Here is a 23,647-nt window from a genome sequence, read left to right as displayed (position 1 = left end):
AGAGGACGATCATGCTGCCTGTCAGTGACCCGGAGGACGGGCTGCCGGAAGGCCTCCGCGCCCTGCGCGCCGACGTGCACCGCGAGCTGCGCTCCCTCGACCCGCGCGCCGCCGACCGCTTCACCCGGCTGCTGACCGGCACCTGGGGCAGAGCCATGCGCCCGCTCCCCGACGGCGAGGTCTTCGTCCTCACCGGCGACATCCCCGCGATGTGGCTGCGCGACAGCACCGCCCAGGTCCGCCCGTACCTCCTCGCCGCCGACGACCCCGCCGTCGCCGGCGCGCTCACCGGCGTCCTGCGCCGCCAGCTGCGTTACGTCCTCGCCGACCCGTACGCCAACGCCTTCAACGTCGAACCCGACGGCTCCGGCGCCGGTCACATCGACGAGCCGACGCCCGACCCGCTGGTCTGGGAGCAGAAGTACGAGGTCGACTCGCTCTGCGCCCCGCTCCAGCTCGCCTACGGCATCTGGCGGGCCACCGGCAGCCTCGGCCACCTCACCGCCGACGACCGCTTCGTCCGGGCCGCCCGCCGGATCATCGCCCTGTGGCGGGTCGAGCAGGACCACGAGAACCGCTCGCCGTACGAGTTCCGGCGCCTCGGCGACTACGAGTACGACACGCTGCCGCGCGGCGGCCGGGGCGGACCGACCGCGTCCACCGGCATGACCTGGTCCGGCTTCCGCCCCAGCGACGACCGCTGCGAGTACGGCTATCTCGTCCCGGCCAACGCCATGGCGGCCGTCGCCCTCGCCGGCCTCGCCGAACTGGCGACGGCGATCGGCGACCCCGGCCTGGCCGCCGACGCCACCGCGCTGTCCGGCGAGATCGCCACCGGGGTACGTACGCACGGGGTGACCGCAGGGGCAGACCCGACGGTGTACGCGTACGAAGTCGACGGTCTCGGCGGGCAGTTGCTGATGGACGACGCCAACATCCCGAGCCTGCTCTCGCTGCCCTACCTCGGCTGGTGCGACCCGGGCGACCAGCTCTACCTGCGCACCCGTGAGTTCGTCCTCAGCGACGTCAACCCCTTCTACTACGCGGGAAGTTCGGCGGCCGGCATCGGCAGCCCGCACACCCCGCCCGGCCACGTCTGGCCGCTCTCTCTCACCATGCAGGCGCTGACCAGCGACGACGAGGCCGAGCGGGTCCGTCTCGCCGAGCTGCTGCTGCGCACCGACGGGGGCACCGGCTGCGTGCACGAGAGCTTCCACGTCGACGACCCCGCGACCTTCACGCGCCCCTGGTTCGGCTGGGGCGACGCCCTCTTCGCCGAGCTGCTCCTCGACCTCACGGGACGCTCGACGGCGCGCCTGCACCCTCGGCTGTCCACCACCGAACCGCCCGCACGGTAAGGACACTTCCGCTCTCCCGGCGTCGGCGGTCGCTACGATCTGCGGCGTGTGCGCAAACATTGTGGTCGCCGAAGATGATGCGAAGCAGGCCGAACTCGTGCGCCGCTACCTGGAGCACGAGGGTCACACCGTCACGGTCGTCGTGGACGGCCGGGCGGCTCTCGAGACGGTCCGGCACCAGGAACCCGATCTGGTCGTCCTCGACGTGATGATGCCCAGAGCCGACGGCCTCGACGTCGTACGGATCCTGCGCGCCGAACGCCGGGAGGTGCCGGTGCTGATGCTGACGGCCCGCAGCACCGAGGACGACATGCTGCTCGGCCTCGACCTCGGCGCCGACGACTACATGACCAAGCCGTTCAGCCCGCGCGAACTGACGGCCCGGGTAAGGACGTTGCTGCGCCGCAACCGGCGCGGCACCGACCCGGCTTCCGTGACCGTGTCCCTCCCCGTCACCGTCCCCGCTCCTGCCCCGGAGCCCGAAGTGACCCCGGACGAGAAGGTGTTGGCGGTCGGCGCGCTCAGGGTCGATCCCGCGCGGCACGAGGTGTCGGTCGCCGGTACGCCCGTCGAGTGCACGCCCGGTGAGTTCCGTATCCTCGCGGCGATGGCGGCCGAGCCCGGCCGGGTCTTCACCAGGGCGCGGCTCCTGGACGAACTGCACGGCTTCGACAAGTACATCAGCGGCCGGACCGTGGACGTGCACGTCATGAACCTGCGCAAGAAGATCGAGCGCGCTCCACGGCGGCCGGACCGCCTCATCACCGTCTTCGGCGTCGGCTACAAACTGACGGACCCGGCGAGGAACGTACGCCATGCCTCGTCCTGACAGGAGGGGCCCGGCGGGGGCCCGGCTGCCGCTCCGCAAGAGCCTGGCGGGGCGGCTGCTGACCGTGTCGGCGCTGGTGGCCTCGTGCTCGGTCGCCGCGACCGCCTGGCTGGCCGTGCAGACGACCTCCGTCGCGATCCGCCAGGAGCAGGGGCAGACCCTCAAGTCCGACGCGAAGATCTACAACACCCTCCTCGGTTACGCGGCCACCCACCCCGACTGGGACGGCGTCGACACCACCGTGCGAGAGCTGGCCGGTGAGTCCGGGCGCCGGATCGTGCTCACCACGCCGGGCCGACGCCCGTTCGTGGACTCGGCGGCCTCGGCCGACTCCCGCTCTGCGGGCGGCAGTTCCACGTCGGCTCCGCTCGCACCGCAGGCCTCGGCGGTCGTGGACCCCCGCGCCGTCGACCCCGTGCTCGTGCCCGACGCCGCCGGGGCCGGCGCCAACCGCGTCGATCCACGGGCCGTGGGGCCCTTCCGGCTGCCCGCGAAGGAACGCGACGCACTGCGGAAGGCCTCCGACCGGAGGGTGGAGTGCCTCAGCCAGATGGGTATCGCCGCCGACGTCGTCGAGAGCCCGGGCGGACGGCCCCGCGTCCAGTTCGTGAGCGACGAGACCGAGGGCGGTACCGACAGCGTGACCGACCGTGACATGGCAGCGAAGTGTCTGTCGTCCTACCCGCTCGGTCCCACCGCGACCGAGCGGAAGGCCCTGAGCGCCCTCAACCAACTGGCCGACGCCTGCCTGAAACGACAGGGTCGCACCGCCGTGAAACTGAACCTGGACCTGTCCTGGGACCGGAGTTACGGGTACGGACGGGACGACGTGGCCCCCGCCGCCGAGGACGGCCTCAGCGCTCGGGAGGCGGAGGCCCTGGCCGCCAAGAAGGCGGAGGACGCCGCGACGGCCCAACGCAAGGCGGCATCCGGCGGCGCACTCGACTACGCCCCCGCCGAGATCCGCGACAGCGCGTACGACCGGGCCGTGGGCGACTGTGTCGACAGCGCCCGCCGGGAACAGCTCGCGGGCTATGTCGCCGATCCCGCACTGCTGTTCATCGACGGCCCAGGAGCCGCCGGTGTGCCCGGCTTCGACCTCTCCCGGGCCAACACCGCACGCATCGCCGGCGTCACCGCCCTGGTCCTCGCCCTCACCGTCGGTGCCTCGGTACTCGCGGGAGCCAGGCTCGTACGCCCGCTGCAAGCGCTCACCGGCGCCGCCCAGCGGATGCGGGAGGGCCTGGACGCGACTCCGGTGCCCGTGCCCGTCGTCTCGGACAACGAGATCGGGCGGCTGACGGCGGCCTTCAACGACATGGCCGCGCACCGGGCCCGCCTGGAGGAGCAGCGCAAGGTGATGGTCAGCGATGTCGCCCATGAGCTGCGGACACCACTGAGCAACATCCGGGGCTGGCTGGAGGCGGCCCACGACGGACTGGCCGTGCCGGACCCGGCGTTCGTCTCCTCGCTCCTGGAGGAGGCGGTGCAGCTCCAGCACCTCATCAACGACCTCCAGGACCTCGGCGCGGCCGACGCGGGCGCCCTGCGGCTGCACCGCAAGCCGGTACGGATCGACGAGCTGCTCGGCCAGGTCGCCTCCGCGCACCAGGTGCCGGCCGAGACGGCGGGCGTCACCCTCACCGTTCTCCCGGCCGCGCCGGGCACCCCTCGCCCACCGCTCCTCGACGCCGACCCCGTACGGCTGCGCCAGACCGTCAGCAACCTGCTCTCCAACGCGGTACGCCACACACCGGCCGGCGGCACGGTGACCCTGCGCTCGTACGTCACCGACGCGGGGGACGAGCTCGCCGTGGAGGTGTCCGACACCGGCAGCGGCATCCCGGCGGGTGATCTCCCGTACGTGTTCGACCGTTTCTGGCGGGCGGAGAAGTCCCGCAACCGCAGCACCGGCGGCAGCGGCCTGGGCCTCGCGATCGTCCTCAAGCTCGCCGAGGCCCACGGCGGCACGGTGGACGTGGCGAGCACGGAGGGGGAGGGCGCCACCTTCACCCTGCGGCTGCCGGCGAGGTCCTCCACCGACCCTGATGGGATGACCACGGCGCTCTGACAGGTTCCTCACAAGTGGCCGTCAGGGTGAAGCCATGCCCGGAACCTGGTGCGGATCGGCACCCAGGAACGACCAAGCCGGGCTGGAACTGGAGCCCTTACATGTCCCGCCGTCTCACCCTGCGCCCGCTGCGCCTCGCTGTCCTGACCGGCGTCGCGGCCGGCGCGCTGCTCGTCCCGGCCACCGCGGCCTTCGCCGACTCGACTCCGACGCCGGGCGCGACCGACTCGACCCCGGCCGACAAGGAGGCCCTGGCGAAGAAGAAGGCCGAGGACGCCAGGACGCTCAAGGAGGCCGAGGCCAGGAAGGCCGCCGCAGCCCAGAAGGCCGGAGGCAAGGACTACCCGCGTGGCGGTGTCGCCGCCGGCGAGGCCCCCGCCCAGGACGACAACACCGGCACGCTCATCGGTTCGGCCACGGGCGCACTGCTGCTCGCGGGCGCCGGCACCTACGTACTGCGCCGCCGCACCACCGCCCGCCGCGAAGGCTGACCCGGCAGCACTACCTCTCGTACGACACGGTGGCGCCGCCCTTCACCGGGCGGCGCCCTGTGCGTTCCGGCGAACCTCCGCACCCTGTTCTGGAGCCCGAGTTGCCCCCTGCACACCGTCCGGCCCTGTCCCGGGCCCGCCTCGCGACCCTCACGCTGCTGACCCTCGTCAGCGTGCTCACCGGCTGCTCGGCCGGCCCCGACCCGACAGTGCGGGTCGCCCCCACCGCCTCCGCCGCCGCGCCCGGCGCCCCGAAGTCCGAGCGGCCACCGGCCCCCGACGCTCCGGCTGCCCCCGCCGAGGTCGCCATCCCCTCCGTGGGGATCACCAGTTCGCTCATGAAGCTGGGCCTCAACACGGACAGGACGGTCGAGGTCCCGCCGGCCGAGAAGGGGATGACCGCGGGCTGGTACACGGGCGGTGCCGTGCCCGGTGCGGTCGGTGCGGCCGTCATCATCGGCCACAACGACACCCACTTCGGCAAGGCTGTCTTCCACGACCTCAGGAAGATCGAGGTGGGTGCGGACATCACCGTCACCGACGCGACGGGAAAAGCCCTCCACTTCACCGTCAGGGCCACGGAGAGCGTCAGCAAGAACGCCTTCCCGACGGAGAAGGTCTACGGGCCGACCCAGGAGCGTGCTCTACGGCTCATCACGTGCGACGGCGACTTCGACGAGCAGGGGCACCCGGTCGACAACCTCATCGTGTACGCGACAGCGAGCTGAGGGTCGTGAACGTGTCCGGTTCGCCCTGTCGTCACGAGTAACGTCCGGACAGTCCCTGCCTGAAGTCTCAAGTATTGGCCACGAGTTGCCTGGTTGCGTACGCCATCCGTCCCTCCAGCACCTACTCTCCCTCCAAAACCATTCGACGGGGGACAGACGGAGAACAGGCGAGCTGACGACCTATGGAGCCACTTCGTCCCACGGATCCGGAGCGGTTGGGGCCGTACCGTCCTGTCGCGCGACTCGGCGCCGGAGGGATGGGCGAGGTCTTCCTCGCCAAGGACGACCGGCAACGGACCGTGGCCGTCAAGGTCATCCGTCCTGAGCTCGCCTCGGGCAAGGCCTTCCGCGACCGGTTCCGCCGCGAGGTGGACGCGGCGCGGGCGGTGAGCGGCACCTACACGGCCTCCGTCGTGGATGCCGACCCGGACGGCCGCGTCCCCTGGCTGGCCACCACGCACATCATCGGACCGACGCTGGCCGACGCGATCGAGACGTACGGGCCGCTGCCGCCGAGATCCGTCCTGGCCCTCGGCGCCGGACTCGCCGAAGCGCTGATCGCCGTGCACTCCGCGGGACTTGTGCACCGCGACCTCAAACCGTCCAACGTGCTGCTCTCCGCCGAGGGCCCGCGCGTCATCGACTTCGGCATCGTCCGCGCCACCGACGGCTACGAACTCACCCTGTCCGGCGTGCTGTTGGGCTCCCCGCGGTACATGTGCCCCGAGCACGCCACAGGGGACCCGATGGGCCCGGCGGGTGACGTGTTCTGCCTCGGCTCGGTCCTGGCCTACGCGGCCACCGGGAAGGCGCCCTTCGACGGCGCGTCGGCGGCCACCCTGCTGTACCAGGTGGTGCACGGCACGCCGGACCTGACAGGCGTCCAGGAACCGCTGGAAACGATCATGCGTTTGTGCCTTGAGAAGTCCCCGGTGGCCCGGCCCAGCCCGGACCGGGTGTCGGCGGCGTGCGCGCCCGGCGGCGTCGACGCGCTGGACTGGGACGGCTGGCTGCCCGAAGCCGTTCTCTCCGCGATAAGACGCCAGGCCGCCGAGCTGATGGACCTGGACCTCGGCCTCGATGCGAAGACGGAAGCCCTCGGACGCCAGTCCGCCCCTGCCGCCGTGGGAGCCGCCCCCGGCTCCGGCGGCCTCCGCGTCGACCCGCGCCTGGCAGCCGTTCAACGACTGGCCACGGGACGCCCGAGCAGCCCCCGACGCGTCGTCTTCCCGGACCACCCCGGATCCGACGAACTCCCCGACAGACCGAAGCCCGGCCCGGCGCGCGAGCAGCCCCCTGGGCAGCCGCCCGAGCTGTGGCCCGACCGGGGCAACCACCGAGCTCCGCGCCCGTCGCGGCCGGCCCTTTCCCGCCGGGGGGTCCTCACCGTTGCCGCACTGGCCCTGGGTACCGGTGTCGCCGCACTGCTCCACGGATCGAAGGACGACGGACCGAGCGGTGCGGCCACGCCGACCGGTCCGGCGCCGGAACCACTGTGGACGTACCGCAGCGACCCGCTCGTCCAGGCGCCGGCGGTCTTCTACAACGGCACGACCCTGCTGAAGACGCAGTCCGGCACCCTGTTCTGCCTCGGTCTCGCCGACGGCGCCAGCCCTCGGTGGACCTACCGGGGCATCAGCCAGTCGCCCACCCCGCCCCTGATCGTCTCGGACGTCGTGGTCGCCCTCGGCACCGGCGCGACCGTGATCGGCGTCGACCCGGTCACGGGTGAGGAGCAGTACTCGCTGGACTTCGGGGAGGACTTCCGGTTCGACACGCTGCTCGGCAGCGGGGCCGCCGGCACAGCTACCATCGTCGGCCTGAGGTTCGACCGTCAGGACCGTCCGGACGGGTCGCGGGGGCCGGCCACCTCCACGAACGTCGTCCTCGGTGCGGATCTGAAGGCGCGTGTGGCCCAGGTCATTCCCATCAGTACGCAGGACATCGGCCTCGAACTGAAACCGTTCATCGATTCCGGCCGCTTCGTCTACCTGGACGGGCTGCACCGTCTCACGGCCAGGGGCCGCGACGGCCGCAGTGACGTGCTGTGGAGCCATCGCATGGCGTCCGACTCGGAGGGCCGGTCGGCCCCGGTGGTGCTGGACGGGACCGTGTTCGCGGTGGACAGCGAACTCGTCGCCGTGGACCTGGAGACCGGGGCGCTGCGCTGGCGGGTGAGGGAGGGGAAGGGCGGCTTCGCCTCTGTCGCGGTGGCGGACGGCACGGTCTACTGCACGACGAGCAACCCGCACGGCGTCGAGGCGTTCGACGCCATCGACGGTTCCCGGCGCTGGTTCTGCGAAACCCCCAGGCTGGACCTGGGGAACCCTCTTGTCGCGGGCGGCGACGCCGTGTTCGTCACGGCCGAGGCCAACAAGGACGGCTTCTACGCGATCGACGCCCGGCGGGGCGAACTGCTGTGGAACTTCACCGACGGCCGGGACACGGGCATCAACGACTGGCAGCTGTCGTGCGACGCCGACGGCGGCACCGACCATCCGCTGATCGCCCAGCACTTCGACAGGGTGTACGCGCTTCCGGTGCCTCGGTCCTGAAGGCACCCGGGAGCCCGCGACCCGCTCACTGGGCGATTCGGTCGGCGGTCACACGGACGTGGTGGGGCGGCTCAGAGCTGCTCCCAGCTGCCGGGGTCCTCCGACAGGTCGGCGGAGGCGCCGGGAGTGCCCTCCCGGAAGGCCGGCGCCTGGAAGGGGTCGATATCCGGGGTCGGCGAATCGGTCCTCGCGCGGAACGCTGTCGGTTCCGGCGCGGAGAACAGAGAAGTCAGCTCGATGGAAGGTCTCCTGATCCTCGAGACGGCAGTGCGGAACTCAGAGAACAGTCAGCTTGGCGTAGGGACTGATGATCCGTTCCTGACGCCCGCCGAAGTCGACGAGTACTGCGATGCCGTCCTCAACAGTGGTCACCCGGCCGAGGCCGAAGACATCGTGAGTGACTCGGTCGCCTACCGCGAACAGCTTGGTAGGAGGTGCCACAGGGGCTTTGAAGGGGCTGGTGGCCAGATGGGCCCGCGTTACCGCTGTCTTTGTCATTGACTCCAGTATGCTCCGCGCGGGCCCGTCATGGGCCCGGTGGGTACCCCCGACTCTCGCGGGCCACACCTGCGCCCGGTCCGCGTATACGCGCGCGGGGACGGGGGAAAGATCACTCGCCGACATGGATCGTGCAGGTCACGAGGGGTATGGAGGGCCGGTGCGAGCCCCTTCGGAGGCCCGTCGGACGGCCTGGCCGTGCACAGCATGATCGCGAAGAGTTATGAATCGGTAGCCACTTTCGCCACCTCGAACGGCACGCCGCGGGCCCCGATCACTCCCGCCCCGACGTACTCACCGCCAACACGGCCACCACGGCAGCCGCGACGAGGAGTGGAATTCCCAGGCCGTGATGGACCACCAGCCACGCGCCGAGCAGCGCGCCCACCGCCATCGCCGCCACCGACGCCGAACGGCGCGGAGAGTGCCTGCCCGTGCCGCCGGCCGCGCGGGAGTCGGCGGCGAGACCGGTGAGGGTCATCGTCAGGACGGTGGTCGTCAGGTCGGGGACGCCCAGTCTGCGTACGGTGGCGTTGCGCAGGCCCATCGCGAAGGCCGTGACCGCGATCAGCGTGTAGACGGTCGCCTTCGCGTCCGGCGCCGCGAAGGCGACCGCCGAGGACACGCCAAGGAACACCGCCTCGACGGCGAGGGTGACCCGGGCCCACCGCCGGCGCGAGCCGCCGCCCAGCCGCCCCGCGACGCGCCCGCCGGCCACCGCGCCCACCAGGAACGAACACAGCGACACCAGGGTGTGCGATACGGAGAACCCGGGCGCCCCGGCGGCGGCGAAGCCCAGCACGACGACGTTTCCGGTCATGTTCGCGGTGAACACATGGCCGAGCCCGAGATAGCTGACGGCGTCGATCAACCCGCTGACCACCGTCAGCACCAGCAGCACGGCCACCAGCCGCAGACCGCGCGATTCGGGATCGTACGACGGCGACGGCGGCGACGGACGGTCCGGCTCGGTTGCCTCTGTGCTCATCGGGTCAGTCCACCACGGGGGGATACGGAGGGACAGGGCGGGACAGGGCGGGACCCGGACAGGCGGGTAGTACGAAGGCGCCGGCCCCCGAAGTGATCGGGGGCCGGCGCCTTCGTACTACCCGCGTCCTGCCGGGCCGGCTCAGTACCAGTGGTGGGTCTGCCAGAAGTTCCAGGCACCGACCGGGCTGCCGTAGCGGTCGTTCATGTAGTCCAGGCCCCACTTGATCTGGGTGGCCGCGCTGGTCTTCCAGTCGGAGCCGGCGGAGGCCATCTTCGAGCCGGGGAGGGCCTGGACCAGGCCGTATGCGCCGGAGGAGGCGTTGGTGGCGTCGACGTCCCAGCCACTCTCGTGCTCGACGATCTTGCTGAAGGCGTTGTACTGCGCGTCGTTCGGGATCAGCTTCTGCGCGATCGCCTTGGCGTCGGACGCGGAGGCGGTGGTCGCCGCCTGTGCGGGAGCCGCGGCCAGCACCATACCGGCGGTGGCGGCGGCCACGGCGGCGGCGGTGAGGGCCTTCTTGGGGGAGGCGATGGTGCGGGCGATACGGGAGACGAACACGGAGAACCTTTTCCTCGGGGTCAGGACCGTCGCGGGCAAGCCGGTGCCACGTACTGCGTCTGTTGCGTGTGTGGCGGTGACATGCGGCGGCGCCGCGACCCGTGAGGGTTCGTCGGCGCCGTGCGACTGCTCCAGAGAAACAAACCCGGCGGCCGTCCGCAATCACCCCTTTTGCTAGTTGTGTTCGTATGTGGGTGGTCGGCACACTTTGTGACGTGACTCTCAATGCGCAGGTCGGAGGCTGTTTCTGTGTGGGCATGACACGGACTTCGGTCTACTAATCCGCCTCGTAGGTGATCTGCGTCCTGTGGGCCGCTTCACGCGCAGGGCGCGTCGAAAGTGACCTGGCTCTCGAAGGCGGCCCGGTGGCGAACGGTCGAGAGGTCCCTGCGGACGGAGACAGGTTCACCTGCTTTCTTGCGGGGAGGCCCTGGCGTTCACGCCGGGGAGGAAGCGCATCCCGGTGCCGCGACGCGGAGCGTCGCCGCATCCGGTTCCGGGCGCGGAGTGCCCACCTCTGCCTGCAGGCACCCCGAGGCGATGCGGACGTGTGTGCCTGTGATCGCTGGTCGGGGTGAGGCTGGGGGATCGGGGTCTGTTTGTGCGGCTGTCGTACGTATGGTCCTTCGGGGGGTTCGGGACGGCACGGTGTCCCGGCCGGGGAGCGTGAGGGGGCGAGATGGCGCAGGTGGGGGCGGCTGTGGAGGCCGGGCATGCCCGCTACACCTACCGGCTGCGCGTGTCGTGCGCTGCCGGCGCCGCTCTGGCGGCGGAGTGGGGCCGATGCCGGTGGGTGTGGAACGAATGTGCCGCCAAGTCCAAGGCCGTGCACCTGCACAACAAGGCCACCGGTCAGAAGGCCACGTGCGGTCCGGCTCAGCTCGACAGGATGCTGACCGAAGCCCGCGCCCGTACACCGTGGCTGCGTGAGGGCTCGTCGGTTGTCCAGCAGCAGGTCATCCGTGACTTCGGCCGCTCCCGCGCCAAGGCGCACAAGGACATCAAAGAGCGCCTGCCCATGGCACGCCGGGCGGGTATGCCCACGTACAAGAAGAAGCACGGGGCGCCGGCGACCCTCAACTACACCAAGCGTGGGTTCCGGTTGAAGGACGGACGTCTGCATCTGGCGGGCGGCATCGTCGTGGCGGTGGTGTGGTCGCGGGAACTGCCGGCCGAGCCGTCCTCGGTGCGCGTGTACCAGGACAGCCTCGGGCACTGGTACGGCTCGTTCGTCGTCCCCGCCCAGGTTCAGCCCCTGCCTCGCACCGGTCGCGTACTCGGCGTCGACTGGGGCGTGAAGGAGACCGCGACCACCACCTCCGACGGGCACGACCTGCCGCACGCCGGGCACGGGAGGAAGGCCCGGACGAAGGTGGCCCGGTACGACCGGATGATGGCCCGCCGCAAGCCCAAGAAGGGGCAGCCCGGGTCGAGGGGCTACCGCGAGGCGAAGAAATGGCGGGCGAAGGCGCACAAGAAGGTCGCCAGGCAGCGTGCGGACACGGGCCGCAAGTGGGCCAAGAAGGTGGTCCGCGATCACGACGCCATCGCTGTCGAGGACTTCCGCCCCAAGTTCCTCGCCAAGACCACGATGGCCCGCAAGGCCGCTGACGCCGCCATCGGCGCCACCAAGGCCGCGCTGATCGAGATGGGCCGCAAGCACGGGCGGGACATCCGCCTCGTCCACCCCGCGCACACCACGATGGACTGCGCGCACTGCGATGCGAGAGCCAAGCATCGCCTGCCGCTGGGTGAGCGCACCTACACCTGCACCGTATGCGGAAACGTGTCCCCACGGGACAAGAACTCCGCACACGTCATGCTCGTCCGGGCTGGTCTCAACCCGGCTGGCGCCGATGGCAGAAGACCTCCTGGAGCGCTGCTCCAGGAGGCGGCCTGAGCCAGGAATCCCCTTCCCCTTCAGGGAGGGGAGGATTCAAACCGCCACGTACGTCACCGGATCGCTTCCCGTCATCGCTTCAGCCTGGCCCAGTTTGACCAGGCGGCGTACGTGGGCCTCCGCCTCCGAGACCGCGATGTTCCGTGATCCCGGGGGGATTTCGGACCAGGGGCGGTTCCACTCCATACGCTCCGCCAGTTGCCAGGCGGTGAGGGGGGTGGTGAGGAGGGAGCGGAGGCCGGTGAGGCGGTCTTCGTGGTGGTCGAGGAGTTCCTGCACGCGGACGGTCGCGTCGGGGAAGGCGTGGCGGTGCGCCGGGAGGACCTCCGCCGGGGCGAGGCGGCCGATGCGCTCCAGGGAGTCGAGGTAGTCGCCGAGCGGGTCGGCGACCGTCGTGTCGTCCGGGTCCTCGTACAGGCCGATGTGCGGGGTGATCCCGGGGAGCAGGTGGTCGCCGGAGAACAGGCGGCCGTTGCCGGGGAGTTGGGCCGGGTGGGCCTCCTCCAGGTGGAGGCAGACGTGGCCCGGGGTGTGGCCCGGCGTCCAGATCGCGCGCAGGCGGCGGCCGGGGAGGTCGAGGAGTTCGCCGGGGACGATCTCGCGGTCGGGGAGCGCCGGGGAGAAGCCGGGCAGGATGTCGACGAGGGTCCTGGTCAGGGTCGCCACGTGGTCGGCGGGCGCGCCGGCCGCCGCCAACTTCGCGGTCATGTACGTGTACCAGCGCTCGGAACGGTTGTCGCGAGTCCGCCTCACGAGGGAGATGTCGGCCTCGTGCATCGCGATCCACGCCCCGGACACCTCACGGACCTGGCCCGACAGGCCGTGGTGGTCCGGGTGGTGGTGGGTGATCACCATGCCGTGGATCTCGCCCGCCGACGTGCCGCACGCCGACAGGCCCTCGGTGAGCGCGTCCCAGGACAGCGGGTCGTCCCAGCCCGTGTCGATGAGCACCGGCCCGCTGTCGGTGTCGACGACGTACACCAGCGTGTATCCGAGGGGATTGTTCGGAATGGGGACCCGGAGGGACCGTACGCCCCCGCCGTGATCGGTCACCTGCGTCGACACCTGTGTCATGGGCTCCCCTGTGGCTGGGCTGCCAGCAACTATAACTAGAACCAGTTCCAATGGGAGCCCGAGTCACTTACCGCGTAGTGGTGCCAGAGCTGTGGACTCCTCCGGAGGGAACTGGTAACTGTCTCCGTATCTATCTGACGATCCGTCAGAGACGGTACCCGGAGAGGCAGTCGGCGAGAGGCAGTCGGCCATGACCGAGCTCGTGGAACACGGACAGCTGTTCATCGGCGGGGAGTTGACCGACCCCCTCGGCAAGGATGTCATCGAGGTCATCTCCCCGCACACCGAAGAGGTCATCGGCCGCGTGCCGCACGCCTCGACGGCCGACGTCGACCGGGCTGTCGCCGCCGCGCGCACCGCCTTCGACGAGGGGCCCTGGCCGCGGCTGACCCTCGACGAGCGGATCGCCGTCGTCACCCGCATCAAGGACGGGATCGCGGCACGGTACGAGGAGATCGGCCGCGTCATCTCCTCGGAGAACGGCTCCCCGTACTCCTGGAGCGTCCTCGCCCAGGCCCTCGGCGCGATGATGGTGTGGGACGCGGCGATCACGGTCGCCCGCGACTTCACGTACGAGGAGTCACGCGACGGCGTCCTCGGCCGTATCCTCGTCCGGCGCGAGCCGGTCGGAGTCGTCGCTGCCGTGGCCCCCTGGAACGTCCCGCAGTTCGTCGCGGCGGCCAAGCTCGCGCCCGCGCTGCTCACCGGCTGCACGGTGGTCCTGAAGCCGTCGCCCGAGTCACCCCTCGACTCGTACATCCTCGGGGAGATCGCGAAGGAGGCCGGACTGCCGCCCGGCGTTCTCTCCATTCTCCCGGCAGACCGAGAGGTCAGCGAGTACCTCGTCGGGCACCCCGGCATCGACAAGATCTCCTTCACCGGTTCGGTCGCCGCGGGCAGGCGTGTGATGGAGGTCGCCTCCCGTCAACTCACCCGCGTGACACTGGAGTTGGGCGGGAAGTCGGCGGCCGTCGTCCTCCCCGACGCCGACCTCGACACCGCCGTGCCCGGCATCGTCTCCGCCGCCTGGATGAACAACGGCCAGGCGTGCGTGGCCCAGACCCGCATCCTCCTCCCACGCTCCCGCTACGACGAGTTCGCGGACGCCTTCACCCAGGCCGCGAGCGCGCTGGTGGTCGGCGACCCGCTGGACCCGGCGACGCAGGTCGGCCCGCTGGTCACGCAGCGGCAGCAGCAGCGCAACCTCGACTACATCCGCATCGGCCAGGAGGAGGGCGCCAAGATCCTCACCGGCGGCGGACGCCCCGCCGGCCTCGACCGCGGCTGGTACGTCGAACCGACCCTCTTCGGCGACGTCGACAACTCGATGCGCATCGCCCGCGAGGAGATCTTCGGCCCGGTCATCTGTCTGATCCCGTACGGAGACGAGACCGAGGCGGTGAAGATCGCGAACGACTCCGACTACGGGCTCTCCGGCAGCGTGTGGACGGCCGACGTCGCGCACGGCATCGAGATCGCCCGCCAGGTCCGTACCGGCACGTACTCGGTGAACACCTTCAGCCTCGACATGCTCGGCCCGTTCGGCGGCTACAAGAACTCGGGTCTGGGGCGGGAGTTCGGGCCCGAGGGGTTCAGCGAGTACCTGGAGCACAAGATGATCCACCTCCCGGCCGGCTGGGAGGGATAGGCGCGATGGGCGACCGCTGGCACGTGGAGGTCGACCGCTCGCTGTGCATCGGCTCGGCCCAGTGCGTCCACCGGGCACCGGACGGTTTCCGCCTCGACACCGGGATGCAGTCCCACCCGGTCGAACCGGACACGGACGCGAACGAGAAGGTGTTGGCGGCGGCGGAGAACTGCCCGGTGGAGGCGATCATGATCACGCTCCTGGGGGGTGGGGAGCCGGTGTTTCCGCCGGAGGACTAGTGGGGGCGGGGTGGGTGCAGCCCGGGCCGTGATTCCCACCCGTCCATCCCCCCGCCCGCGTTTTCAGCCCGTCCGGCGATTGAGGACAAGGCCCGTTCAGGGCCGAAGCGGGGGTCTGGGGGCGCAGCCCCCAGTGGGGGTCCCCCTCTGGGGGAGGGATGGGACGGGTAGGGGCGGCGGGGGCGAGAAACCTACCGGCTCTCCCCGGCCTCCCCGGAGGGATCCGTCAGGTCGATCAACCGGCACACCGTCTCGATGTCGATCTTCACCTGGGCGATCGACGCCCGGCCCGACAGCCAGGTGATCAGCGCCGAGTGCCAGGTGTGCTCGATGACGCGGACCGCCGAGAGCTGCTCGGGCGTCGGGTGCCCCTGGCCCGGGTCGCCCAGGCCCATCGAGTCCAGGATGATCGCCGTCGTCTGGCGGGAGACCTGGTCGACCTCCGCTGAAACGCTGCGGTCCGCGAACGTCAGCGCCCGCACCATCGCGTCCGCCAGATGCGGCTCACGCTGGAGCGCGCGGAAGGCGCGCATCAGGGTCTCCGCCACCCGCTCCGCGGCCGTCTCACCCGTCGGCGGCTTCTTGCGCAGCGTGCCGTGCATGTGTTCCAGCTGGTCCTGCATGGTGGCGACCAGCAGATGGACCTTGGACGGGAAGTACCGGTAGAGCGTCCCGAGCGCGACCTGCGAGGACTCGGCGACCTCCCGCATCTGTACCGCGTCGAAACCGCCCCGGCTCGCCAACTGCGCGCTCGCGTGCAGGATCCGGCGCCGCCGGGCCTGCTGCCGCTCCGTGAGCGGAGCGGACGGCGGCAACGCGGCCGGCAGCGAACCGGACGCCGGACCGGAGGCCGGACGGGACGTCGAACCGGACGGCGAACTCGGTCGCGCCGTATGTGCTTCCACCTTCGCGTCGGCAGGCATGGGTCCCGTTCCGTGACAGTCGGTGATCGCGTGACGATCGGGCGGCGATCAGTCAGCGATCTGGCAGTCGTATGTCAGCAAACAGTCAGCATGGCACGTCAGTGTTGTGCGGCCGCCGTGGCGCGAATCACCTGATCCACCGCTCACAGCCGAGGTACCTGCCGGTAGATTCGGAGCCTCCTGAACGATCAAGTCTGAAACTTGTTCTAGATTAGCGTCCCGTCGTAGTCTCGCGGGAAACCGTGGGGAGAAGGGGGCCAGGAGTGACGGCCGAGGCCAGCGAGGCAGGCCCTCCGGGGGAACCTGCAGCGGACGGCGAGCGACCGCTCAACATCGCACTTCTGACCTATAAGGGGAACCCGTTCTGCGGCGGCCAGGGCGTCTACGTACGCCATCTGTCGCGCGAACTCGCCCGGCTCGGTCACCGCGTCGAGGTCATCGGCTCCCAGCCGTACCCCGTACTGGACGTACTCGACGGCCGCGACGGGTCCGAAGCCGGTTTCAGCCCCGGCACCGGCACCGGCCCCGACCCCGTTCTCACCGAGCTGCCCAGCCTCGACCTGTACCGTCACCCGGACCCCTTCCGCACTCCGGCGCGTGACGAGTACCGCGACTGGATCGACGCGCTCGAAGTCGCCACCATGTGGACCGGCGGCTTCCCCGAACCGCTCACCTTCTCCCTCCGGGCTCGCCGCCAACTGCGCGCCCGGAGCGGCGAGTTCGACGTCGTGCACGACAACCAGACGCTCGGGTACGGCCTGTTGGGCGACATCGGTGCCCCGCTCGTCACCACGATCCACCACCCCATCACCGTGGACCGGCAGTTGGAGCTGGACGCGGCCGAGAGCGCGCGCCGCCGGATGTCGGTACGGCGCTGGTACGGCTTCACGCGCATGCAGAAGCGCGTGGCGCGCCGCCTGCCGTCGGTACTCACCGTCTCGGGCACGTCACGCCAGGAGATCGTCGACCATCTCGGCGTACGGGACGAGCGCATCCATGTCGTGCACATCGGCGCGGACACCGACCTCTTCTCGCCCGACCCGGCGGTCCGTCAGGTACCGGGCCGCATCGTGACCACGTCCAGCGCGGACGTTCCCCTCAAGGGGCTGGTGTTCCTCGTCGAGGCGCTGGCGAAGGTACGTACGGAACATCCCGCCGCCCACCTCGTGGTCGTCGGCAAGCGCGCCGAGGACGGACCCGTCGCCCAGGCGATCGAGCGGTACGGCCTCGAAGGCGCCGTCGAGTTCGTGAAGGGCATCTCGGACGCGGAACTCGTCGACCTGGTGCGTTCGGCGGAGATCGCCTGCGTGCCGTCCCTGTACGAGGGCTTCTCCCTCCCGGCGGCGGAGGCGATGGCCACCGGCACGCCCCTGGTCGCCACCACCGGCGGAGCGATCCCCGAGGTGGCCGGCCCCGACGGCGAGACCTGTCTGGCGGTCCCACCGGGCGACCCGGGAGCCCTGGCCGCCGCCCTGGCGACCCTCCTCGCCGACCCGGAACTGAGGGCGCGCCTGGGCCGGGCGGGCCGCGAGCGCGTACTGAACCGCTTCACCTGGGCCCGGGCCGCGGCGGGCACGGCGGCCCACTACCGCGAGGCGATCGCCCGCTCCGCGCCCGCGCCCAAGTCGATGCCCGCCCCCAACGTGACCCCCGACCGCGAAAGCAGGACTTCGTGCTGACCGTCGACTTCACCCGGTTCCCGCTCGCCCCGGGCGACCGCGTCCTGGACCTCGGCTGCGGGGCCGGCCGGCACGCGTTCGAGTGCTACCGGCGCGGCGCCCAGGTCGTGGCGCTCGACCAGAACGGTGAGGAGATCCGCGAGGTCGCCAAGTGGTTCGCGGCGATGAAGGAGGCGGGCGAGGCGCCCGCGGGGGCGACCGCGACGGCCATGGAGGGCAACGCCCTGGCGCTGCCGTTCCCCGACGAGTCCTTCGACGTCGTGATCATCTCCGAGGTCATGGAGCACATCCCGGACGACAAGGGCGTACTCGCGGAGATGGTGCGGGTGCTGAAGCCCGGCGGCCGGATCGCGGTCACCGTGCCGCGCTACGGGCCCGAGAAGGTCTGCTGGTCCCTCTCCGACGCCTATCACGAGGTCGAGGGCGGCCACATCCGCATCTACAAGGCGGACGAGCTGCTCGCGAAGATCAGGGAAGCCGGACTGAAGCCCTACGGCACGCACCACGCCCACGCCCTGCACTCCCCGTACTGGTGGCTGAAGTGCGCGTTCGGCGTGGACAACGACAAGGTGCTGCCGGTGCGCGCCTACCACAAGCTGCTGGTCTGGGACATCATGAAGAAGCCGCTGGTCACCCGGGTCGCCGAGCAGGCGCTGAACCCGCTGATCGGAAAGAGCTTCGTGGCCTACGCGACCAAGCCGCACCTCCCGAGCCTTTCGAAGCCCGACGCCGAGCCGGACGCCACGTCCGAGGCCGAGCCCGACTCCAAGGTGGCCGCCAAGTGACCACCCCCCGGACAGAACACCTCGTCCTGCCCGGGGTCCTCACCGCCGAGCAGGCCGCTGTCACCGTCCACGGGATTCTCCTGGAGCAGCGGGAGGACGGGGCCATTCCGTGGTTCCGGGGGCACCATCTCGACCCGTGGGACCACACCGAGTCCGCGATGGCCCTGGACGCGGCAGGCGAGCACGAGGCCGCCGAGCGGGCGTACCTGTGGCTGGCCGCCCACCAGGTCCAGGACGGATCCTGGTACGCCGCGTACGCCGACGGGGACGCCGCCGCCGTCACCGACCGGGGCCGGGAGACCAACTTCGTCGCCTACATAGCCGTCGGCGTCTGGCACCACTACCTCTCCACCGGCGACGACGCCTTCCTGGACCGGATGTGGCCGACGGTCTTCGCGGCCGTCGAGTTCGTCCTCCGGCTGCAGCAACCCGGCGGCGAGATCGGGTGGAAGCGCGAGGACGACGGCACGGAGATCAAGGACGCGCTGCTGACCGGCAGTTCGTCCGTCCACCACGCGCTGCGCTGCGCGCTCGCCATCGCCGATGCACGTGAAGAGCCGCAGCCCGACTGGGAGTTGGCGGTGGGCGCGCTGCGGCACGCGATCCGTCGGCACCCGGAGCGCTTCCTCGACAAGGGCCGCTACTCGATGGACTGGTACTACCCGGTCCTGGGCGGCGCGTTGACGGGTGCGGAGGCCAAGTCCCGTATCGAGGAGGGCTGGGAGCGCTTCGTCGTCCCCGGACTCGGGGTGCGCTGTGTCGTGCCCAACCCGTGGGTGACGGGCGGTGAGTCGGCCGAACTGGCCCTGGCGCTCTGGGTGGTGGGCGAGTCCGACCGGGCCCTGGAGATCCTCCAGTCCATCAGGCATCTGCGCGACACGGAGAGCGGCCTCTACTGGACGGGGTACGTGTTCGACGCCAAGGCGATCTGGCCGCGCGAACTCACCACCTGGACGGCGGGTTCACTGCTCCTCGCGGTCGCCGCACTCGGCGGCCACGAGGCCACCTGCGCGGTGTTCGGCGGGGAACTGCTGCCGACAGGGCTGGACCCCGACTGCTGCCAGTAACGGATGCCGGCAGTCGGGGTCCAGCTGTTGGCCGGTGCTCAGTGACGGTTGATGCGGTTGGCGATCGCGTGGCCCACGAACAGATAGACGATGGCGGCCAGTCCGTACCCGGCGACGACCCGCGCCCACTGCTCGTCGAACGTGAACAGGTCATGCGACCAGCCCGCCAGCCAGGTGGCTGCGTCATGGACGAACTGCACGAAGTCGTTCGCACTGTTGGCGTCCAGCAAGTACATCAGGATCCAGAGGCCGAGAATGAAGGCCATGATGTCGGCGATGATCGCGACGACCGACCCGGCCTGATTGCTACCACGGCGATATGCAGGGGACATGTCCTTCGGATTGCCCGGAAACCCCGGATGAAACCAACTTCCGGCAGCCGGCCTGTCGTCAGTTTGCCGTCAGGAGTTGAGCTCGGCGAGCACGCGCAGGGTGTGCGGGTCGGGGGAGAGGACGAGCAGGTCGGTCACCGGCCCCTTGCGCCACAACTCCAGCCGCTCCGCGATGCGTTCACGCGGTCCGACGAGGGAGATCTCGTCGGCGAAGGCGTCCGGCACGGCGAGCACGGCCTCCTCACGCCGACCGGCGAGGAACAGCTCCTGGATCCGCCGGGCCTCCTCTTCGTACCCCATGCGCGCCATCAGGTCCGCGTGGAAGTTGCGGGCCGCGTGCCCCATCCCGCCGATGTAGAAGCCGAGCATCGTCTTGACGGGCAGCAGCCCTTCGGAGACGTCGGCGCAGACGCGGGCCTGCGCCATCGGCGCAACCAGAAACCCTTCCGGAGCACCGCTCAGCGGCTCCTCGTACACCCCGGCCCGCAGCGGGGACCAGTACAGGGGCAGCCAGCCGTCGGCGATCCGGGCCGTCTGGGCGATGTTCTTCGGCCCCTCCGCACCGAGCAGGATGGGGAGTTCGGCGCGCAGGGGATGGGTGATCGACTTCAGCGGCTTGCCGATGCCCGTGCCGTCCGGGCCGCCGTACGGCAGGGAGTGGAAGCGACCCTCCAGCTCAACGGGAGCCTCGCGCCTGAGGACTTGGCGTACGACGTCCACGTACTCCCGGGTCGCGGTGAGCGGCGACTTCGGGAAGGGGCGCCCGTACCAGCCCTCGACGACCTGTGGGCCGGACAGGCCGAGGCCGAGCATGACGCGTCCGCCGGAGAGATGGTCGAGGGTGAGGGCGTGCATCGCGGTGGTCGTCGGCGAGCGGGCCGCCATCTGGGCAACCGCCGTACCCAGCTTGATCCTTGACGTCTGCGCCGCGATCCACGTCAGCGGGGTGAACGCGTCCGAGCCCCAGGACTCGGCGGTCCACACCGAGTCGTAGCCGAGCCGTTCGGCCTCCTGGGCGAGCGGTACATGGAGCGGGGAGGGGCCGCGACCCCAGTAGCCGAGCGCGAGACCGAGCCGCATGCCTGCCTCCTGACGGTACGTCAGATCCGGGAGCGCCGGCCGTGACTGTACGACAACGGCCCCTCGCCCGGAAGGGCAAGGGGCCGCAGCTCGCGTATCCCGCGGGCGGTGTTATCCGCGCTGGATGCCGGAGGTGTCCTGGAGGACGCCCCGGCGGCCGTCCTGAGTCTGGGCGATGAGGCCCTGGCCGCGCTGCTCGACGGCCAGGTACCAGGTACCGGGGGCCAGTTCGGCGATCGCCGTCGCGGAGCCGTCCTCCGCGAACAGCGCACGCGGCACCGGCACGGCGAACCAGAACGGGGAGAACTCCGGGGCCGGCGGCTGCACCTGCTGCGGCTGGCTCACGCCGCCACTCGCACCGCCGCCGAAGGGCTGACCGGTCTGCGGCTGACCGCCGTACGGCGGCTGCTGGGCGTCGGCGCCCGGATAGCCGTAGCTGCCCTGGGGCTGGCCGCCGGGGAAGGGCTGACCGCCGCCGTACGGCTGCGGGGCGGGCGGCTTGGGGGCGCCGACCAGGGCGCCCTTCAGGGCCGGGACCAGCGGGGTGGCGACGGCGGCGGCGGCCATGACCACCGTGGCGATCAGGGAGAGGATCAGGCCGGTGCCGGCGTCCGGGCCCGAACCGGCGTTGCTGCCGACGTTGTCGATGCCGCCCGCCGGGTCGAAGACGTTGCCCAGCGCACTCCAGGCGGCGAAGACGGTGAAGGCGACACCGAACTGGCCGAGCTCGATGCCCGCGACCTTGGGCACCTGCGGCAGACCGTGCGACACCACGACGAGCGCGGCACCGATGAGGCCCGCGAGGACAACGCCCAGCAGGAGCGGTCCGCTGGCCCAGGCGCTCGGCATGTCGACGCCCGTGGCGCCGTCGACGGAGTAGATGTCGAGGAACGACGCGATGAACAGCAATACCGCTGCTCCGATCACCACGCCGTCGCCTCGAGTGAGGGAGCGGATATTCACTTCAGGTCCTCAGGTCCTTCGTAGGTCATGTCGCGTCGTCGTTCGGTCGGTCGGCCGCCCGTGTTCGGCCGGCCGTCGATCGATCGTGCGTATGGGCACGACATTATCGTCCGCCCGAGTGGACTGTCCGCCGGGATGCACACGTTGATCACGACCCGCGCAGAAAACTCACGATTCCCTCAGAGATCCCCTGTGCGGCCTCCTGGCGCCAAGTTCCGCTGGTCAGAAGGGCGGCGTCCTTGCTGTCGCGCATGTTGCCGCACTCGATGAACACCTTCGGAACCGTTGACAGATTGAGACCGCCGAGGTCCGTGCGGGTGTCCAGACCGGTACCGCCACCGATGTAGTTGGAGGGCGCGGAGCCCGTCTCGCTGATGAACCCGGCCTTGATGTCCACGCCGAGCAGCCGGGAGGAGGCGACGATCGGCCGGGTGTCCGCGGCCCCTTCGTGCACCGCCCCCGGCAGGATCACATGGAACCCGCGGTTGCCCTGCGTACTCCCGTCGGCGTGGATGGAGACGACGGCGTCGGCGTGCGCTGCGTTCCCGATCCGGGCGCGCTCGTCGACGCACGGCCCGAAGGCGTAGTCGGACCGGTCGCCGTCCTGCGTGAACTTCACGGTGGCGCCCTCCCGTTCGAGGACCGTCCGCAGCCGCCGCGCCACATCGAGGGTGAACTCGGCCTCCGTGTAACCGCTGTTGGTGGCGGTACCGGTGGTGTCGCACTCCTTCGAGTTCGTGCCGATGTTCACCTTGCGGGCGATCTCGGCGGTGTGCTTGAAGTTGCCGGGATTGTGTCCGGGATCGATGACGACGACCTTGCCCTCAAGGGGAGTCGCGGGCCGGCTGGGTGCGGAGAAGTCGGGCGGTTCGATCGGCGACAGGGCCGGAAGGACGCCGCCGGACTCGGCCCGGCCCTTGCCGTCGTCGGCCACGGCCCCCCAGACGAACCACCCGCCTGTCGCGCCCAGCACCAGCACGGTGAGGGCGACGGCCAGTGGACGGCGCAGAGGGGAACGGGGCGGGGGCGGCTCGAAGCCGGGGCCTGCGTAGGACACGACAACGACTCTAACCGGGGCCTCGGACGCCGGCTTCCGTTCGCCGCAGGACGCGCAGCGAGTCGGTCGCGGAGACCTCGGTGAAGGCGCCGGAGGCGAGGGCGCGGAGGTAGACGCGGTAGGGCGCCTGGCCGGTGAACTCGTCCTCGGGTTCGGGGTACACGTCGTGGATGAGGAGGAGGCCGCCCTCGGCGACGTGCGGGGCCCAGCCCTCGTAGTCGGCGGTGGCGTGCTCGTCGGTGTGCCCGCCGTCGATGAAGACGAGGCCGAGCGGCGAGTTCCAGATCCGCGCCACCTGCGGCGAACGCCCGACGACCGCGATCACGTGGTCCTCCAGGCCCGCGGTGTGCAGGGTGCGCCGGAAGAGCGGAAGGGTGTCCATGACACCGAGTTCCGGGTCGACGGTCTCCGGGTCGTGGTAGTCCCACCCCGGCTGCTGCTCCTCGCTGCCCCGGTGATGATCGACGGTGACCGCCGTGACCCCGGCAGCGCGGGCCGCGTCGGCGAGCAGGATCGTGGAACGCCCGCAGTACGTCCCGACCTCAAGCAACGGCAGCCCGAGCGCCCCCGCCTCGACGGCGGCCCCGTACAGCGCGAGCCCTTCACCGACGGGCATGAACCCCTTGGCCGCCTCGAAAGCGGCCAGAATCTCGGGCTTGGGCGCCGCCGTGGTCATGGGGTTCCTCTCGGTCGTACGAGCGTGCGGGAACGTCCATGCTGCCGCACCCCCGGTTCACTGGATGACCAGGGGCACGCATGCCTACCTAGGGGCGCGAGGAACTGCGCGACCAGCCACAGCGGGCCCGCACCCAAAACACAAC

The 23,647-nt window shown here is 70.8% G+C and carries 22 protein-coding genes; 12 read left to right on the top strand and 10 right to left on the bottom strand.

The features are described from left to right. Positions 1 to 11 precede the first annotated feature (11 nt). The 6 genes from G3I71_RS13240 (at position 12) to G3I71_RS13215 (ending at position 8,032) form a co-directional block, all read left to right on the top strand. Positions 12 to 1,358, top strand: a complete 1,347-nt coding sequence (locus G3I71_RS13240; RefSeq protein WP_164314243.1) for a glycoside hydrolase family 125 protein — start codon at positions 12 to 14, stop codon at positions 1,356 to 1,358. A 46-nt stretch (positions 1,359 to 1,404) separates the two neighbouring features. Beyond that, positions 1,405 to 2,187, top strand: a complete 783-nt coding sequence (locus tag G3I71_RS13235; protein ID WP_343242950.1) for a response regulator transcription factor — start codon at positions 1,405 to 1,407, stop codon at positions 2,185 to 2,187. After that, positions 2,174 to 4,258 (top strand): cell wall metabolism sensor histidine kinase WalK, encoded by a 2,085-nt coding sequence (locus tag G3I71_RS13230; RefSeq protein ID WP_164314241.1) that lies wholly within the window; start codon positions 2,174 to 2,176, stop codon positions 4,256 to 4,258. The genes G3I71_RS13235 and G3I71_RS13230 overlap by 14 nt, the downstream gene beginning before the upstream one ends. A gap of 101 nt (positions 4,259 to 4,359) precedes the next feature. Further along, on the top strand, positions 4,360 to 4,749 hold the full coding sequence (locus tag G3I71_RS13225) for a hypothetical protein (RefSeq protein ID WP_164314239.1): 390 nt from the start codon (positions 4,360 to 4,362) through the stop codon (positions 4,747 to 4,749). A gap of 101 nt (positions 4,750 to 4,850) precedes the next feature. Further along, on the top strand, positions 4,851 to 5,477 hold the full coding sequence (locus tag G3I71_RS13220; RefSeq protein ID WP_203730091.1) for a class F sortase: 627 nt from the start codon (positions 4,851 to 4,853) through the stop codon (positions 5,475 to 5,477). A gap of 257 nt (positions 5,478 to 5,734) precedes the next feature. Continuing rightward, on the top strand, positions 5,735 to 8,032 hold the full coding sequence (locus G3I71_RS13215) for a PQQ-binding-like beta-propeller repeat protein (RefSeq protein ID WP_239149123.1): 2,298 nt from the start codon (positions 5,735 to 5,737) through the stop codon (positions 8,030 to 8,032). Positions 8,033 to 8,308: 276 nt separating this feature from the next. Here the strand turns inward: G3I71_RS13215 and G3I71_RS13210 are convergent, their stop codons facing one another. The 3 genes from G3I71_RS13210 to G3I71_RS13200 form a co-directional block, all read right to left on the bottom strand. After that, positions 8,309 to 8,530, bottom strand: coding sequence for a hypothetical protein (locus tag G3I71_RS13210; RefSeq protein WP_044473203.1), 222 nt, complete (start codon positions 8,528 to 8,530; stop codon positions 8,309 to 8,311). 274 nt (positions 8,531 to 8,804) lie between these two features. After that, positions 8,805 to 9,518, bottom strand: a complete 714-nt coding sequence (locus tag G3I71_RS13205; RefSeq protein ID WP_164314234.1) for a YoaK family protein — start codon at positions 9,516 to 9,518, stop codon at positions 8,805 to 8,807. 141 nt (positions 9,519 to 9,659) lie between these two features. Beyond that, positions 9,660 to 10,079 carry a transglycosylase SLT domain-containing protein gene (locus G3I71_RS13200; protein WP_164314232.1) on the bottom strand — a complete coding sequence of 140 codons (420 nt, stop codon included), beginning with the start codon at positions 10,077 to 10,079 and terminating at the stop codon, positions 9,660 to 9,662. 679 nt (positions 10,080 to 10,758) lie between these two features. Between G3I71_RS13200 and G3I71_RS13195 the strand changes: the two genes are divergently transcribed. After that, positions 10,759 to 11,979 carry an RNA-guided endonuclease TnpB family protein gene (locus tag G3I71_RS13195; protein ID WP_164314230.1) on the top strand — a complete coding sequence of 407 codons (1,221 nt, stop codon included), beginning with the start codon at positions 10,759 to 10,761 and terminating at the stop codon, positions 11,977 to 11,979. A 36-nt stretch (positions 11,980 to 12,015) separates the two neighbouring features. Here G3I71_RS13195 and G3I71_RS13190 read toward each other — a convergent pair whose 3' ends face one another. Next, entirely contained in the window at positions 12,016 to 13,053 is a 1,038-nt protein-coding gene (locus tag G3I71_RS13190; protein WP_164314228.1) for an MBL fold metallo-hydrolase, read from the bottom strand. A 190-nt stretch (positions 13,054 to 13,243) separates the two neighbouring features. Here G3I71_RS13190 and G3I71_RS13185 point away from each other — a divergent pair, with 190 nt between their 5' ends. Both G3I71_RS13185 and G3I71_RS13180 read left to right on the top strand, forming a co-directional pair. Beyond that, positions 13,244 to 14,701 carry an aldehyde dehydrogenase gene (locus tag G3I71_RS13185; RefSeq protein WP_164314226.1) on the top strand — a complete coding sequence of 486 codons (1,458 nt, stop codon included), beginning with the start codon at positions 13,244 to 13,246 and terminating at the stop codon, positions 14,699 to 14,701. A 5-nt stretch (positions 14,702 to 14,706) separates the two neighbouring features. Then, complete coding sequence (locus tag G3I71_RS13180) at positions 14,707 to 14,940, top strand: ferredoxin (RefSeq protein WP_164314224.1); 234 nt, start codon at positions 14,707 to 14,709, stop codon at positions 14,938 to 14,940. A 191-nt stretch (positions 14,941 to 15,131) separates the two neighbouring features. On the opposite strand, the gene G3I71_RS13175 is transcribed toward G3I71_RS13180, so the two are convergent. After that, positions 15,132 to 15,863: a TetR family transcriptional regulator gene (locus tag G3I71_RS13175; protein WP_203730089.1), complete on the bottom strand. Its 732-nt coding sequence runs from the start codon at positions 15,861 to 15,863 to the stop codon at positions 15,132 to 15,134. 263 nt (positions 15,864 to 16,126) lie between these two features. On the opposite strand from G3I71_RS13175, the gene G3I71_RS13170 reads away from it, so the two are divergent. Genes G3I71_RS13170 through G3I71_RS13160 form a run of 3 tightly spaced genes read left to right on the top strand, consistent with a single transcriptional unit; the run spans position 16,127 to position 19,394 of the window. Further along, entirely contained in the window at positions 16,127 to 17,542 is a 1,416-nt protein-coding gene (locus G3I71_RS13170) for a glycosyltransferase family 4 protein (RefSeq protein ID WP_164314222.1), read from the top strand. After that, positions 17,536 to 18,327 (top strand): class I SAM-dependent methyltransferase, encoded by a 792-nt coding sequence (locus tag G3I71_RS13165; protein WP_164314220.1) that lies wholly within the window; start codon positions 17,536 to 17,538, stop codon positions 18,325 to 18,327. Before G3I71_RS13170 ends, G3I71_RS13165 begins: the two co-directional genes overlap by 7 nt. Continuing rightward, on the top strand, positions 18,324 to 19,394 hold the full coding sequence (locus G3I71_RS13160) for a prenyltransferase (RefSeq protein ID WP_164314218.1): 1,071 nt from the start codon (positions 18,324 to 18,326) through the stop codon (positions 19,392 to 19,394). Before G3I71_RS13165 ends, G3I71_RS13160 begins: the two co-directional genes overlap by 4 nt. A 38-nt stretch (positions 19,395 to 19,432) precedes the next feature. Here G3I71_RS13160 and G3I71_RS13155 read toward each other — a convergent pair whose 3' ends face one another. The 5 genes from G3I71_RS13155 to G3I71_RS13135 all read right to left on the bottom strand — a co-directional run bounded on the left by G3I71_RS13155 (position 19,433) and on the right by G3I71_RS13135 (position 23,502). Then, the gene (locus G3I71_RS13155; protein ID WP_164314216.1) at positions 19,433 to 19,726 is read right to left on the bottom strand and encodes a hypothetical protein; all 294 of its coding nucleotides are present in this window, start codon (positions 19,724 to 19,726) and stop codon (positions 19,433 to 19,435) included. Between the two features lie 69 nt (positions 19,727 to 19,795). Then, positions 19,796 to 20,806 carry an LLM class F420-dependent oxidoreductase gene (locus tag G3I71_RS13150; protein ID WP_164314214.1) on the bottom strand — a complete coding sequence of 337 codons (1,011 nt, stop codon included), beginning with the start codon at positions 20,804 to 20,806 and terminating at the stop codon, positions 19,796 to 19,798. Positions 20,807 to 20,917: 111 nt separating this feature from the next. Further along, positions 20,918 to 21,769 carry a DUF5336 domain-containing protein gene (locus tag G3I71_RS13145; RefSeq protein ID WP_164314212.1) on the bottom strand — a complete coding sequence of 284 codons (852 nt, stop codon included), beginning with the start codon at positions 21,767 to 21,769 and terminating at the stop codon, positions 20,918 to 20,920. 148 nt (positions 21,770 to 21,917) lie between these two features. Then, positions 21,918 to 22,826 (bottom strand): N-acetylmuramoyl-L-alanine amidase, encoded by a 909-nt coding sequence (locus G3I71_RS13140; protein WP_164314210.1) that lies wholly within the window; start codon positions 22,824 to 22,826, stop codon positions 21,918 to 21,920. Between the two features lie 10 nt (positions 22,827 to 22,836). After that, positions 22,837 to 23,502, bottom strand: coding sequence for a class I SAM-dependent methyltransferase (locus G3I71_RS13135; RefSeq protein WP_164314209.1), 666 nt, complete (start codon positions 23,500 to 23,502; stop codon positions 22,837 to 22,839). Positions 23,503 to 23,647: the final 145 nt, after the last annotated feature.

The sequence above is a fragment of the Streptomyces sp. SID12501 genome, from assembly GCF_010550245.1.
GTDB lineage: Bacteria > Actinomycetota > Actinomycetes > Streptomycetales > Streptomycetaceae > Streptomyces.
Note: the sequence above shows the minus strand (reverse complement) of the source record. Positions and strands in the feature narration are given on the sequence as shown.

Bases quoted from the DNA above. Each gene is read 5' to 3' on its own strand.
- G3I71_RS13240 (WP_164314243.1), top strand. From the start codon at position 12: ATGCTGCCTGTCAGTGACCCGGAGGACGGGCTGCCGGAAGGCCTCCGC.
- G3I71_RS13230 (WP_164314241.1), top strand. From the start codon at position 2,174: ATGCCTCGTCCTGACAGGAGGGGCCCGGCGGGGGCCCGGCTGCCGCTC.
- G3I71_RS13225 (WP_164314239.1), top strand. From the start codon at position 4,360: ATGTCCCGCCGTCTCACCCTGCGCCCGCTGCGCCTCGCTGTCCTGACC.
- G3I71_RS13215 (WP_239149123.1), top strand. From the start codon at position 5,735: ATGGGCGAGGTCTTCCTCGCCAAGGACGACCGGCAACGGACCGTGGCC.
- G3I71_RS13210 (WP_044473203.1), bottom strand. From the start codon at position 8,530: ATGACAAAGACAGCGGTAACGCGGGCCCATCTGGCCACCAGCCCCTTC.
- G3I71_RS13205 (WP_164314234.1), bottom strand. From the start codon at position 9,518: ATGAGCACAGAGGCAACCGAGCCGGACCGTCCGTCGCCGCCGTCGCCG.
- G3I71_RS13195 (WP_164314230.1), top strand. From the start codon at position 10,759: ATGGCGCAGGTGGGGGCGGCTGTGGAGGCCGGGCATGCCCGCTACACC.
- G3I71_RS13190 (WP_164314228.1), bottom strand. From the start codon at position 13,053: ATGACACAGGTGTCGACGCAGGTGACCGATCACGGCGGGGGCGTACGG.
- G3I71_RS13185 (WP_164314226.1), top strand. From the start codon at position 13,244: ATGACCGAGCTCGTGGAACACGGACAGCTGTTCATCGGCGGGGAGTTG.
- G3I71_RS13180 (WP_164314224.1), top strand. From the start codon at position 14,707: ATGGGCGACCGCTGGCACGTGGAGGTCGACCGCTCGCTGTGCATCGGC.
- G3I71_RS13175 (WP_203730089.1), bottom strand. From the start codon at position 15,863: ATGCCTGCCGACGCGAAGGTGGAAGCACATACGGCGCGACCGAGTTCG.
- G3I71_RS13155 (WP_164314216.1), bottom strand. From the start codon at position 19,726: ATGTCCCCTGCATATCGCCGTGGTAGCAATCAGGCCGGGTCGGTCGTC.
- G3I71_RS13150 (WP_164314214.1), bottom strand. From the start codon at position 20,806: ATGCGGCTCGGTCTCGCGCTCGGCTACTGGGGTCGCGGCCCCTCCCCG.
- G3I71_RS13135 (WP_164314209.1), bottom strand. From the start codon at position 23,502: ATGACCACGGCGGCGCCCAAGCCCGAGATTCTGGCCGCTTTCGAGGCG.